The organism is Neolewinella aquimaris (genome assembly GCF_014197245.1).
Classification (GTDB): domain Bacteria; phylum Bacteroidota; class Bacteroidia; order Chitinophagales; family Saprospiraceae; genus Neolewinella; species Neolewinella aquimaris.
Window position 1 is genome coordinate 974619 of record NZ_JACIFF010000001.1, and the last position, 13558, is coordinate 988176.

Annotated in this window: 10 protein-coding genes and 1 pseudogene; 3 read left to right on the forward strand and 8 right to left on the reverse strand. The window is 59.7% G+C overall.

All coding sequences use genetic code 11. The features are described 5' to 3' along the window. Positions 1 to 7: 7 nt before the first annotated feature. From GGR28_RS19445 to GGR28_RS03885, 6 genes and pseudogenes are all read right to left on the reverse strand, one after another. On the reverse strand, positions 8 to 343 hold the full coding sequence (locus tag GGR28_RS19445; protein ID WP_183494544.1) for an arsenosugar biosynthesis-associated peroxidase-like protein: 336 nt from the start codon (positions 341 to 343) through the stop codon (positions 8 to 10). A gap of 285 nt (positions 344 to 628) precedes the next feature. Continuing rightward, a pseudogene (locus tag GGR28_RS19450) lies at positions 629 to 1249 on the reverse strand (metallophosphoesterase family protein); the annotation flags it as partial. A gap of 51 nt (positions 1250 to 1300) precedes the next feature. Continuing rightward, positions 1301 to 2689, reverse strand: a complete 1389-nt coding sequence (locus GGR28_RS03870) for a sodium:solute symporter family transporter (protein ID WP_183494388.1) — start codon at positions 2687 to 2689, stop codon at positions 1301 to 1303. Then, positions 2689 to 4116, reverse strand: a complete 1428-nt coding sequence (locus GGR28_RS03875; protein ID WP_183494389.1) for a SusD/RagB family nutrient-binding outer membrane lipoprotein — start codon at positions 4114 to 4116, stop codon at positions 2689 to 2691. The genes GGR28_RS03870 and GGR28_RS03875 overlap by 1 nt, the downstream gene beginning before the upstream one ends. 13 nt (positions 4117 to 4129) lie before the next feature. Further along, the gene (locus GGR28_RS03880) at positions 4130 to 7360 is read right to left on the reverse strand and encodes a SusC/RagA family TonB-linked outer membrane protein (protein ID WP_183494390.1); all 3231 of its coding nucleotides are present in this window, start codon (positions 7358 to 7360) and stop codon (positions 4130 to 4132) included. A gap of 127 nt (positions 7361 to 7487) precedes the next feature. Continuing rightward, positions 7488 to 8984 carry a xylulokinase gene (locus GGR28_RS03885; protein ID WP_183494391.1) on the reverse strand — a complete coding sequence of 499 codons (1497 nt, stop codon included), beginning with the start codon at positions 8982 to 8984 and terminating at the stop codon, positions 7488 to 7490. A 120-nt stretch (positions 8985 to 9104) separates the two neighbouring features. Here GGR28_RS03885 and GGR28_RS03890 point away from each other — a divergent pair, with 120 nt between their 5' ends. Further along, a complete protein-coding gene (locus tag GGR28_RS03890; RefSeq protein WP_183494392.1) occupies positions 9105 to 9998 on the forward strand; it encodes an NmrA family NAD(P)-binding protein in 894 nt (297 codons plus the stop codon). 6 nt (positions 9999 to 10004) lie between these two features. On the opposite strand, the gene GGR28_RS03895 is transcribed toward GGR28_RS03890, so the two are convergent. Both GGR28_RS03895 and GGR28_RS03900 read right to left on the reverse strand, forming a co-directional pair. Then, on the reverse strand, positions 10005 to 10325 hold the full coding sequence (locus GGR28_RS03895; RefSeq protein ID WP_183494393.1) for a winged helix-turn-helix domain-containing protein: 321 nt from the start codon (positions 10323 to 10325) through the stop codon (positions 10005 to 10007). Beyond that, on the reverse strand, positions 10322 to 10972 hold the full coding sequence (locus GGR28_RS03900) for a hypothetical protein (RefSeq protein WP_183494394.1): 651 nt from the start codon (positions 10970 to 10972) through the stop codon (positions 10322 to 10324). The genes GGR28_RS03895 and GGR28_RS03900 overlap by 4 nt, the downstream gene beginning before the upstream one ends. A 96-nt stretch (positions 10973 to 11068) precedes the next feature. On the opposite strand from GGR28_RS03900, the gene GGR28_RS03905 reads away from it, so the two are divergent. Together GGR28_RS03905 and GGR28_RS03910 are read left to right on the forward strand one after the other, a co-directional pair. Continuing rightward, entirely contained in the window at positions 11069 to 12322 is a 1254-nt protein-coding gene (locus GGR28_RS03905) for an AAA family ATPase (RefSeq protein WP_183494395.1), read from the forward strand. Beyond that, entirely contained in the window at positions 12309 to 13544 is a 1236-nt protein-coding gene (locus tag GGR28_RS03910; protein WP_183494396.1) for a vWA domain-containing protein, read from the forward strand. The genes GGR28_RS03905 and GGR28_RS03910 overlap by 14 nt, the downstream gene beginning before the upstream one ends. The last annotated feature ends 14 nt before the right edge of the window (positions 13545 to 13558 follow it).

A 13558-nucleotide genomic window follows, 5' to 3' on the forward strand; every position in this document is an offset into this window, starting at 1 on the left:
TCGAATTTTACATGGTCACTTTTTCCACCTGCCGCTGCATTTGGCGGGCGTAGATGAGGGTGGTGCCCGCCTTCACGGCCGCGGCTACGTGGACTGCCTCCATCATTTGTTCTTCGTCGGCACCCGCCTGTAGGCTGTTGGTTGTGTATGCGTCGATGCAGTAAGAGCACTGGATAGCGTGACTGACCGCCAGGGCGATCAGTGCCTTTTCCCGTTCGGTCAGGGCGGAATCGCCCTCGGTCACGCCGCTGTACCAACTGAAGAACTTCTCCCCCATTTCCTCCTGCCATTCGGTAATTTTTCCGAAGGTGCGTAGGTCTTTAGGGTCGCTGTAAGGATTCATTCTTTTGGTCTTTGGGCTCTGGGACGAGTTGCCGGAAGGCACCGGCGATGTGGTGTAATCTAACAACGTAATCGGCTCGATGGGGTTCCCTTCCGCGGCCGCCTCCGCTGCGGGCATGATCTCGGTATTGTCCCAGATCCCCGTAGATAAAGTCGCCGCATAGCTTAGCGGAAGGCGGGTACGGAGCTTCAGTATTTTGTTTTTCGCCGTTTCATGGTCGTACTTCAGTGCATGAAACGAGTAGGATAGTTGGCCGTCAGTGTCGTCAAGCGACAAATACCAGGTGCGGGGCGTACCGTCGTTAGCGGGCATTCCCACCGCGCCGGCATTCAGCCACAACCGATCGTCTTGGCCGTCGGCAAACGGCAAGCCGCTGTGTCCGCCAATGATCACATCGGCCCCAAGTACGGCGAAACTACGCTGCTTGGTTTGCCAGGGCGTGGATTTCCAGATAAACTCCGATTCGTGGTCGGCGGACCCGTGTAATACGACCACCTGCCGATTGGCGTAGCGAAAGGAGAGCGCGAGTGGCAGGCTGTGCATGAAGCTTAGGCTCTGGGGACTGACCGCTTCCCGGGCGTAAGCGTACCACATACGGGCAAACATATCGCAGCGGCTCCCGTCGTTGAAATTGCACCCACAGTCGTCGACCCCGTCCCGTAGGTTTATCTCCACGTTACCGGCAATGGCGTGGCAGCCCCACTCCTGTAAAAATCGCAGGCATGCCTCGGGATCGGCGCAGTATCCGGGGGTATCTCCCGTACAGATCACGCGTTCCGGGGGAAGACCGCGGAAATCCGCTTCCGCGCGAATCGCACGTAGGGCCTCCAGATTCGAGTAGACTCCACCGAAGATCAGCAGAGGGCCGGAAGGGGGCGGGAGCGGGCTAACTTGGTTGGGGAGCATAATTTATAGATACGTGCGGACCGGCGTCTTAGTTCTGGAGTAAAATGGGGCCTACTCCCGTCGGTTACGGTAGGCGAAAGGAAGGAGATAAAGGAAAAAGCAAGCGAGCAGACTGACGACGGTTAGGCCCAGTAAATCGGCATAAGCCCCTTGTCCGATCCACAGCGACTCAGGCCACCAACCGAGCACGTAACTGGTACCGAAGCACAGCCCGCCGAATACGGAAGCATAAAAACTACCCTTCGGAACCGGCAGCCACCACAGGCAGAAAACCGGAGCGAGCCCGACAACCATTGCTCCCGAAATCGTCGTGGCCGAAAGAATGGTGGGGTTGAGAAACACCGGTAGCGTTCCCAGGAGAGTTATGGCTACCATTGCGTACCGGCCGTGGGTGGGTGTGGCGTGAGCTCCCGCCGCTCCCAGATCGACCACCGCAAGCTTGGAAAAACTGGCGAAGGTGCTGTCAAGGGTGCTTGCCGCCGAGGTAATCATGATGAAGTTCATCACCAGCAGGATCGGCCCACCCAGGATTCGGGCCACCTCGACCGGAGCCTGACCTTCCACCCCCAATAACTTCCCGTACACTCCCACCAGACTAAACAGCACGATGCAGAGTGCGCCGATCGGAACCGCCCAGAGAAAGGCCTTCAACGTTGTTTTGGGACCGGCGATAAATCCCCGGTCCGTCAGCACCGGATCGTGAAACGGATAACTCAGGCTCTGAAGGACGGCCACCAGCAGGAGGTTCACCCCCCCGGAAAATAAAGTATGATCGGTTACATCCGGTGGTGCGCTACCGGCATTTAGCAGGGGCGTCAGTTGGTAGTCGAGCCGCGGCAAAATTGCGCCGAGGATCACGGTCAACAATACGCCGAACAGCACCATCTGAATGACGTCGGTAAGTATGGAGGAGGACATCCCACCCCGCAGGCTATACGCCAGGGTGAGAAGTGTAAAGACCAGGATCGACCAGTAATACGGGGCACTCCCAATCTCACCGAAGTAGCTGCCGATGACCATGGTATTCGACCACACCTCATTGAACAAGCGAAAGCAAATGAGCAAGGAAAACACAAGCACTGCTCCCCTGCCGAAACGAGTCCGGAGAAAATCGTGGATGCTCCGGTACCCGCCTCGCGTCCGCATAAAGTATATGACGATCCCGGCGACGGCGAAGCTTAGGTAATAGCCGGCGTAGGCGATTCCCCCGATCAGACCGAAGGATAAGCCCAGGTTGGCGGCGTTGGTAATTGACTTCGCGAAGAGCCACGAGATGACCAGACTACTCGTCAGGGCCAGGGCACCCGGTGTACGGTCCCGACGGGCCCCCTTAAAAAATGCGGCCGGGGTACGCGCTGTCGGTGAAACCAGCAACAGAACGATGCTGGATCCGATAACCAGTACCCATTGCAGTACACCGTAATCGAAGAAACCCTCCATTAATTTAAGTCCCACCAAACGGGAACATTAACGGAGTTGCCGTCGGTCTCGGCGGCGGCTCGGCGGTAATTTTCTACATTTAGTGCCTGTTCGTCTGCCGGATAGGGAAAACGGATCGGGTACAGCCCTCCGTTCAAGCTCGCAGCCACGGGCATCAGTGCCGGATAGCCCGTACGGCGCCACTCGATCCATCCTTCGTATCCATTGCCAATACTGGCGATCCACTTTTGGGTGATGATCTGACGCAGGGCTTGATCCCGATCCCAGGCTACGGCCCCGGTAGAAAGGTAAGCATCGGGCAGATCGGTCATCCAGTACGCGAAGGCCTCACGTACGCCGAGCCTATACAGCGATTCCGCATCGGCGTCGATCAGTCCCCTCAGCGCTGCCTCGGCGAGTAACAAATGCGTCTCCCACGAAGTCAGGTAGTTGAATTTCAGGTCCTGGGTGTTTTCCCGCCAGACGGTGCCCGGGCGCGCGTAACTGTCGGGTACGATCGGGCTCGAAGCGTCGATGCCGTTGATTATACCGACAAAGTCTCCGGTCGTTGCAGCCGGCCGGTAAAGCACGGCAACGCGAGGATCGTCGAGTCCGGAAAATATGTCTTGTGCGGTTTCGGACATCAGAAAAACATTAAAAATGCCGATTCGGGCCGTTGCGAAGGCGAAGCTATTGGGCGGTCCGGCCGAAAAGTTGAAGGTCGCATCGTACGCTTCCCGATCGATGTAATTCCCCTCGGCGTAAATGTCGCTTAGCTCATCGGTTACATCCCGGCGGGCGGAGATCCTGATCAGGGCCTTGATGCGCAGACTGTTGGCAAAGCGCGTCCAATCCTCCAAATTACCGTTGTATAGTATGTCTCCGGTCAGGGGGATGGCTCCACGGTATTCCCGCATGCGTTGCACGGAGGTGCGTAGGTTATCGAGGATTCCCCCCGCTGCCAGATAGATATCCTCCTGGCGATCGTAGGCCGGCGTGACGATCCCGTCGGTTCGCCCACGTACGGCCTCGAAGTATGGGACATCCCCAAAAATATCGGTCAGGTTCATTGCCAGGTACGCCTTCATCACCAGGGCGGGACCTTCGTATACCGCGGCGGCGGGATTACTTCGGCTCTGCTGCAGGATCGTCTCATTGTCGCGCAGGGCGGTATAGAGAATGTCCCAGGGATTCCCCCCCTCCTGGGGGCTGCCGAGGGCGTGACGATCGAGGAGGTTGAAATCAATCATGGCAAAGTGCTGGCTGAGCAGGTTTCCGGCGACGAAGCCCTCGTAACTCATCGCATCGCCGTAGCCGTAGAGCACCTGCCGGAGCAGCAATTCGTTCTGCACACTGGAGGGTGCATTTTCATTCGTATTGATCTCTTCAAAATCCTGGGTACAGGACTGGAGAACCAAAAACACCAGGAGGCACGGTACGTATTTCATTTGTCAGCGGGCGTTAAAAAGTAAGTCCGAGGCTGAGTCCGAAGCTTCTGGCACTGGGGTAGGTCATATCCTCGACGCCGAAAACGATGCTCTGCCCCTGAATGGCGAACTGCTCCGGATCGAAGTGGGGAATCTGCGACCAGGCGTAGAGGTTGCGGCCGATCAGGCTGACCGTCGCACTCTCCAGTCCCCGCAGGAAGGTATCGGCGAGTTGACCCCGATCGAGCCGGTAAGTAATGCTCGCCTCCCTGAGTTTCAGGTAGCTGGCAGCGTAGACGTTATTCTCCTCGTGGTTGCGGTCGTAGTAGCTGCGGTAATAGCGCTCAGCGTCGATCGGGGTATCGTTGGGTACGTAAATCGGTTCCTGGTCGGTACCGGTGTTCTGCACGCCCGGAATGATGATTCCGCTAGCGGGGCGATCGGCGGTTTCCTCGAGTTGACCCGCCACGCCGGCCAGACTCAGCGAGCGGCTCACCAACTCCCCGCCCTGCCGCCAGTCCAGGAGCAGACCGAGTTCGACGTTGCCGAACCGAACGTTATTCTGCGCTCCGAGGATAAAGTCCGGGTTGGCGTTCCCGATCTTCCGCAGGGTATTGTCGGCGACGAGCGCGCCGTCGCTGTCCAGAATGAACTGCCCCCCCTCGGTTTTTCGGTAGCCGGTTCCCCAGATGTCTCCGATTTCTCCCCCCGGCTCGACGATGAAGTACACCGTTTGGTTGACGGAGTTGTATACCCGACTGTAGGAAAGGGTGAATCGATCGGTACCGGCCGGCAATTCATCCACTACTGCCCTACTGGTGCTAAAATTAAAGCGGCTGGTCCAGCGAAACTTACCCGTGGCAATCGGAACGGTGGTGAGGATGGCCTCGATCCCACGGGAGCTGACCGTCCCCCCGTTAACGATCTGCTGGCGGTAACCGGAAGACTGGGCAATGGGCAAGCTCAAAATCTGATTTTTTGTCCGCTGGGTGAAGTAAGTGAAGTCCAATCCCAGGCGATAGTCGAATAGGCGAATGTCGGCGCCAATCTCGCTGGAGGTAGCCTGCTCGGGCATCAGGTTCGGCTGGGCTAAGACGGCTTGCTCACTGAAGGTTGGTTGGCCGTCGAAGGGCCGCTGGGCCACGAAGGTCGAACTCGTTCGGTAAGGATCGGTGTCGTTGCCGACCTGCGCCACATTTGCCCGCAGCTGGAGGTAGTCGATGACCCCGGGCAGCGAGAAGGCCCTGCTGGCCAGAAAGCTTAGACTGGCCGAAGGATAAAAGAACGCGGTCCGGTCGGCACTGGTGGGGGTCGCGAGTGCACTGGACCAGTCGTTGCGTCCCGTAATGTCCAGAAAAAGGTACTCGCGAAAGCCAAGCCTGGCCAAGCCGTAGACACTGTTGATCCGCTTCTCCGCCGTCTGATCGGAGATGACGACCGGGCTGGCCGCATTGCTGAGGCGAAAGACGCCGGGCTGGGCCAGGGTGAGCGCATTACTCTGGGTATTCCGGGCCTCCTGCTGCAGCCGATTGGCACCACCCAGCAGGTCCAGGGTAAAATCTCCGAAGCCCGTTGCGTAGTCCAGCAAAATATCGGTGTTGACCTCCCGAAAAAAGACGTCGTTTTCTGCATACCCGCCCTGGGGAAAACGATTGGAACTGAAGTTGCGACGGAACTGACGCTGCTCGTTGCTGTAGTCCATCCCCGAACGTACACTCACCTTCAGGTTTTCGAGGATCTCGTAACTGGCTGACATAAACCCGAAGAGGCGGTCCCGACCAAAGCTGTTCCGGTTCTCCCGTAGGGTGAAGTAGGGGTTGTCAAAAAAGGTATAATTGTAGCTAAACTGCCGGATGCCCTCCAGCCCCGGTTGCCAATAGTCCTTCAACACCTCGGTATCCGTCTGCCGACCGAGCCAGGCGGTCAAACCGTAGTTTACGTTCTCGGAGCCATACCCCCCGGCCGGCCGATTGTCGGAGCCGGAGTTGATGTAGTTGATCCCGGCATCGATGCGTAAGCGATCGGCGGGACGGAAGCCAAAGCGGCCGGACAGTGTTTTTCGTTCGAGGTTGACACCGGGTATGTAGCTGTTGCTGCGCAGATCGGTGGCCGACAGTCGGAAATCGCCGTAATCTCCGCCGCCGCTAATGGAAATGCTGTTGATGGCCGTCGTGCCGGTCCCGTAAACGTTCTTCACGTTATCGGGGCGACTGATGAAGGGCGTAGCCGGAATCGCCTGCCCACCGTGTACCGCCACGTCGCCGCCACGAACTACCCTCCCGTCCGGCAGGGTTACCGGGCTGTCGAACTGTGGGATGTTGATGCCGGCATCGAGGCGTGGCCCGTAGCTGTACGTAATGTTGTCCGAAATCCCGCCACCGAGGCCATCGACGAAGGCAAACGCGCCACCCTGCCCCTGCCCGTACAGGTTCTGGTAGCGGGGCAGCTGAAAGGGGGTTTCGGCCGTCAGGCTGCTGTTGAAGCTGATGCCCAGGCCCGGCTGTCTTCCGCCGCGCTTGGTGGTAATCACAATCACGCCGTTCGCAGCACGGGCGCCGTAGAGAGCCGCCGCCGAGGCACCCTTGAGCACGCTGACCGAGGCGACGTCGGCCGGATTGACCTCCATGGCACCGTTTCCGAAGTCAACCTCCTGGAAGCCCGCCGCCGCCTCGTCGGTCCGGTTGATGATGGTGTTGTTGTTGATGGGCACGCCGTCGATGACGAAGAGGGGATTGTTGTTGGTAAAGCTGGTCTCTCCCCTGATGACGATCTGGCTCGTCGAGCCCACCCCGGTAGCACCGGCGGTGACCCGCAGACCGGCAATCTGCCCGCTGAGGTTGTCCAGAAAGTTGACGGCCTGTACGTCGGTCAGCGCTTCCGTTTCCAGTTGTTGGACCGAATACCCCAGCTCGCTGTTCTTGCGCCGAAGCCCCAGCGCGGTAACGACGACCTCGGAAAGGTTGAGGCCTTCGGTAAGCTCGATGAGAACCGTCGTTGCACCTGCGTCCCCGCCTAATCTGTAGGTTTGAGTTTCGTAGCCTAAGTAGCTCACGATGAGGTCTCCGGGCAGTTCGTCCACTACCAGAGTAAACATCCCCGTTGCGTCCGTCACCGTTCCGTTTTTGGGATTATCCCCTTCGTACACGGTGGCACCGATCAGCGCTTCCCCGCCGGATGTGACGGTGCCGGTAACCGGGATTTGTCCGGACAGATAAAGGGTAAAAAGCAGACCACACAGCGTGGCCCACGCGCGAGAGCGTGACATACGGCAAAGATTGAGAAGCTACTAAACGGAAGGACGGCAGTAGTCAAGGGCACGGTGCAAAGGTCTGGACTGGAACGACGTTGCCGGTATCCTTTCACCACTTACGCCCGATCGCGACACATTGGATTTAGTGCAGCAACCGCGTAAGCGCCGATTCCCACCGTTCGTAAGCTATCCGCAGGGATTCCGTATTCTTAACCTCCGGGGTGATGGTCTGTTCGATCTCCTGGCGACCAACGGCGCTCGCCAGATCGGGGGAATGTCCGGCCGCTACCCCGGCTGCCAGCGCGGCCCCCACCGCACCGTTGGTGTTGTGCACCTCAATGGTCGCGCCGGTAAGGGTAGAAATAGTGCTGGCAAATAGGCGGCTTTGAAACATATTGTCGTTGCCAACCCGGATCTTGGACAGCTCCACCCCGAGCTCCTTCATGATGCGCATTCCGTAAACGAAGGCGAAGGCCACTCCCTCGATTCCGGCACGCACAAGGTGAGCGCGGGTGTGCCGGTTGAAGTCGAGTCCGAGTAGTTGGGCGCCGAGATCGCGGTTGCCCAACATGCGTTCCGGACCGTTGCCGAAGGGTAGAAAATGGAGTCCGTCGCTGCCGACCGGCACACTGGCCGCCATGCGCTCCATATCTCCGTAGCCCGTATGCTCGTCGCACACCTGCTGGCGTATCCACCGGTGGGCGATGCCGGTCCCGTTGATGCACAGTAAAATGCCGATGCGCGTCTGGTCCTCGGTGTGGTTGACGTGGGCGAAGCTATTCACCCGTTGGCCGGGATCGTAGGAAAGTCGGTCGGTTACTCCGTACACTACGCCACTCGTACCTCCCGTTGCAGCCACTTCGCCAGGGTGAATCACGTTAAGGCTCATGGCGTTATTCGGTTGGTCGCCGGCGCGGTAGCCGATGATGGTGCCTTCGGCCAGACCGGTTTCCGCCGCCGCTTGCTTGCTTACCTTTCCCTGTAGGCCCAGGGCGGGGACGCGGGTGCAAAGTTTATTGGCATCCAACCCCATGCCATCGAGTACGATATCGGCGGCGTGGTTTTCCTTAAAGTCCCACAGTACGCCCTCGCTAAGACCGGTCACCGTGGTGGTGGGCTCACCGCTCAACCGCAGGGCAATGTAGTCGCCGGGCAGCATGGCGTGGGCCGAACGGCTGTAGTTGTCCGGTTCGTGCTCCGCCACCCACTTTAGCTTGGCAGCGGTAAAATTGCCGGGGCTATTGAGGCAGTGCGACAGGCACCGCTCTTCCCCAATTTTGCCAAAGGCACGGTCTCCGGTTTCCACCGCCCGTCCGTCGCACCAGATGATGGCGGGGCGCACGACCCGGTGATCCTTGTCGACCAGTACGAGTCCGTGCATCTGGTAGCCAATGCCGACCGCCCCGATGTCTGCGGAACGAATCTCCTCCGCCCCGGGGGAAGCGAGTAATTGCTGAGTGCATTCGGTCACGTACCGGTACCAGAGTTCGGGGTCCTGCTCCGCCCAGCCCGCCCGGGGAGCGTCCATGCCCATTTCTTCCTGGGGTGCCTGCACCCGGGCGACCACCCGTCCGGTACCTACCTCCACGAGGGCTGCTTTGACGGAAGAGGAGCCGATGTCATATCCAATGGTGTACATAGCGGAGGGTAAGTTTTTGTGGGCGATTCGGGCGGCAATGTACGGTACAGAATTTACCTGCCGCCACGCCGAAAACGGCGAACGTGAAGGCCCGTGACCCGTTCATCAGTAAACAACGATATGCCAACCTCACCCTCGCCCATCATCCTGGCCGGCGCTACCGGCGACCTCGGTGGCCGCATCGGCCGCAGCTTGCTGACACTGGGGGCACCGGTGCGGGCACTCGTTCGGCCCGGATCGTCCCATCGCCTGCGGGAGTGGGAGACGCGGGGAGCGGAAGTACGGGAGGTAGATTTTGAAAACCTGGCTGCCCTTACCGAAGCCTGTCGCGGAGGAAGTTGCGTCGTTTCAGCTCTGTCCGGTCTCGAAGCGGTGATCGTGGGCGTACAGTCACGGCTCCTCGACGCAGCCGTAGCGGCCGGCGTACCCCGCTTTATCCCGTCGGATTTTTCCATCGACTACACCCAGCTCCCCCGGGGGACCAACCGCAACCTGGACCTCCGCAAGACCTTTCAGTACCGGCTGGAGGCAGCTCCCGTTCGGGCCACGTCCATCCTGAACGGCATGTTCACCGAACTACTCAATGGGGAGGCCCCCTTCGTCCTCCGCCGGATCCGCCGTGTGATGTACTGGGGCAGCGCCGACCAACCGCTCGACTTCACGACCAAGGACGATACGGCGATGTTTACCGCGCTGGCCGTACTGGACAACACAACGCCCCGGTTTTTGCGGATCGCCGGCGATACCCTGACGGCCCAGGGATTAAGGGATGTGGCGACCGAAGTGACCGGTGAGCCCTACCGTCTGCTCACCGCCGGGGGCACCGGCCTGCTGAGTACGGTAATCGATGTCACCCGCCTGGTAGCACCCAAGCGGGAAGAAATCTACCCGGCCTGGCAGGGAATGCAGTACATGCGCAACATGTACAGCGGGCGGGGCAAACTGCATGAATTGGATAACGATCGCTACCCGGATATGAAGTGGACCGGTGTACGGGAGGTACTCTCGCGGTAACCGCCGTCAGTTTTCCATGATTTTCAGGAAATCCTCGAGTTCGGACAGGTGGCGCTCGAAGGCAGCGCGTCCGTCGGGGGTGGCCCGGTAACTCGTGCGGGGTTTGTCCCCGACAAAGCGTTTCTCGACTTCGATCTGCCCGGCCTTCGTAAGGGCTTTAATGTGTCCGGCCAGGCTGCCGTCGGTCAGTTTGAGGGCATCGCGCAGGGTTACGAAATCAACCCAGTCGTTTACGATGAGGATGCCCATCAATCCCAGTCGCATGCGGTGACCGTATAGTTTGCTCAGCCCCGCCACACTCGCCTTCACTTCCTCCACTTTCTTCATGCCGCGTCGTATTTAAGGTACATCCAGATGCCGTAAGCGATGTGAAATACGCCGAACCCGAGCGCCCAGAAGTAGAGACCGTAACCCACGAAGAAGAGGGACAACAGTCCAAGGGCAAGCTCCATGTACCCTAGGGTACGTAATTCTTCGGTGGCAAAGTTACTTCCGTTCAGCAAAGCTAATCCGTAGAATACTAAGGTAGTAGGCCCGATCAATCCACCCTGCGCGTGATACACGAGAGCCAGGCAGAATATCCCGCCGACGGCCAACGGTACGCAAATGTTGACCACCAGCTTATAGGTTTTCGGATCCTGAATGGTGTAGCCGAGCCGTATGACCCGCCGGCGGGTGAAGAAGTATCCGCAGGCCAGGGCACCGCTGACGACCACCGCCGCATTGGTCAGCAAAAACATCAGGGGGGAGATTCCCCAGGGATGGGGTGCGTTGAGCCGGACGTCCTCCGTAATGAACACCAGGTCGCTTCCCCCCGCCCACTGGTAGGCGACCACCGCCGCAATACCGAGCAGGGCAAAGCACCCCGCCCCCACGCCCGACAATCCACTCAGCCCGATGAAGTAGCGGGACCGCTCCATCAAGTGACGGATGTGCCGTAGATCGGATATGGGAGTGTGGACGGTACGCGACATTAAAGGACTTTGGCCCGTAAAGTAACTGATTTTTCGGAAGGATTAACCCTCCCCAGGCCGCTGCCCACCGCAGTATGCCAAACTTTCCCCGCTCCTTTGGCCTTATTACCCTGCACCCGCGCACCCGCCCCATGTTCTAAAAAGTATACTGTCCTGGAAAGCAAGAATCTCCCAACCGGTGCCGAAGCGCTTCTGATCGCACTGGCCACGCCCGCCCCCCATGGTCTCACCGGCATCCCGGTGCTGCTGTGGGGAAAACCGGGTGTCGGAAAGTCCAGTTTTATCGAAGGCCTGGCGAACGATCGGCTGCGCGTGACCACCCTCATCGCGTCCATTCACGATCCGACCGACTTCAGCGGCTTGCCGTTCCTGGAAAACGGACAGGTGCGCTACGCCGTGCCGGAATGGGTGAGCGACTTCGATCAATCGCCCGACGGGATTCTCTTTCTTGACGAACTCAGCACCGCCCCGCCCTCGGTACAGTCGGCCTTATTGCGCGTCGTATTCGAACGCAAGGTCGGTTTCACGCCACTGCCGGGGGGGGTGCGCATTGTTGCCGCCGCCAATCCCCCCGATCTCATGGTGGGTGGCTGGGAACTCTCTCCGCCCCTGCGCAATCGTTTCGTGCACCTGCAGTGGGACATCCCCGAACAACTCTACATCCGATCGCTGACCCAGGGCTGGGAAGGCGGACAACTGCCCCGGGTCAGTGCGGAAGACCACGCCCGGAGGTTGGCGGAATGGAAAATTCGCGTGGGGGGATTCCTTCGTCTGCGACCCGACGCCCTGCACGGCAGTCCGGATGAGAACCGCTACGGATTCGCCACGCCCCGCACCTGGGACTTCGCCACCGCCCTGCTCTGTACCTGCGATTTGCTGGGGTACCGCCTCGGGGACGGTCAGCAACAACGCGTGATCCTGGATCTGGTCACCGGTTGCCTGGGCGAAGCAGCCGCCATTCCGCTCATCGAATACCTTACGAATCTTCGCCTCCCCGATCCGGAAGCCGTGCTTGCAGGTACCGAGACGGTCGACATCACCTCACTGGACGATGCCGAACTCTACGTATTCTACTACAGCCTAAACGTATACCTGCTGCGTGCACTGGAGTCTCCACGATTGGTCCCCTTCTCCCTGAAGTACCTGCAATTGGCCGAGGAAGTGTTTAACGACGGCCGGCGGGACATCATTTTCGTGCCCCTCAGGGAAATGGCGCGGGCCGGTTGGCTCGCTCGTTTGAGCGCTACGGCCAGTAGGGCGGGGACGCAGGAGCAAGGCGAAATCCTGGAGCAAATCACCCGGGTATTTAGCGACGAGGCCTTCAACGAATTCGTAGATGTCCTCGCCTAATTTCAAGGAAATTGCCGAACGGGTACGGTTCGCGCGCGCCTACGCCGCCGAGCAACTGCCCTGGTTCGCCCCGGCCCTGTTCCGGTCCAATATTGTCATTACCCCGCAGGTGGAGGTGGCCTCCATTGACCTGCACTACAATGTCTACTGGAATCCCGTTACCGTAGACCAAATTTGGCGCGATCGCGACCGGCGACTTGCCCTAAGCGAACTTGGTTTTTTGTGGATCCACGAGATCAGTCACCGACTGCGCCGCCACGGGGAGCGGGCCACCGCACTCGGTATCTCCTCCGGTCCCCGGGCCCGTAGGTGGAACATCGCCTGCGACTTCGAAATCAACGATTCGGAATGGTCTGGACTGAAGATGCCGGCCGCCTATCCGGGTATGCTTCCCGAAGGTTTCGGCCTGCCGCGGGGGCAGTTGGCCGAAACCTACCTCTTGCAACTAGAAGCCGGAGATTACCCGGACCTTTCCTTTGCCATCGACGAGGGAAGCGGGATCCACGGCCTGCCCCGGCCGTGGGAGGCGGGCGACCGACAGCGGCTGTCGACGATCGAGGAAGAGATCATTCGCCGCGAAGTCGCCCGGCGCAGCTGGGAGGCGAGCCAGGATTTGGTCCCGGATGCCTGGCGCGACTGGGCCGCCGACGTCCTCGGTAGCCGGGTCAACTGGAGGCAGCGGCTGGGGCACCGCCTGAGCGTTGCCCTCCAGCGGGGTATCGGTAGCCGGACCGACTACAGCTACGCCCGTCCAAGCCGCCGGCAGTCGGTCTACCAACCCATCATGCCCCCCAGCCTTGCGGGCGACCAAACGGCCCGGATCGCGATCGTGGTGGATACGTCGGCATCCATGCAGGCAACGGAACTGCAGCGCGCACTCAGCGAGGTGGCGGCGGTCGTGCGGCAGTTCAATCATCCGGTCACAATAATCCCCTGCGACCTGGTGGCCTACGAGCCGGTGCGGGAGGTTTCCGAGCGGGAAGCTTTTCGTATTTCCTACTTACCCGGCGGAAGCGGCACGGACATGCGCGCGGGCATCGACGCTGCGGTTCGCCTGCGTCCACGACCAGATAGTATCCTGGTGCTTACCGACGGCATGACCGTATATCCGCAAGCAAACTATCCCGTACCGGTTATCTTCGGCATCCTGCGGCAGGAAGGACAGGAAACGCAACTCCCCCCCGATCCGCCCTTCGGACCCGATCGCGTCGTGATGATCTAATTGCCCGTTTACTT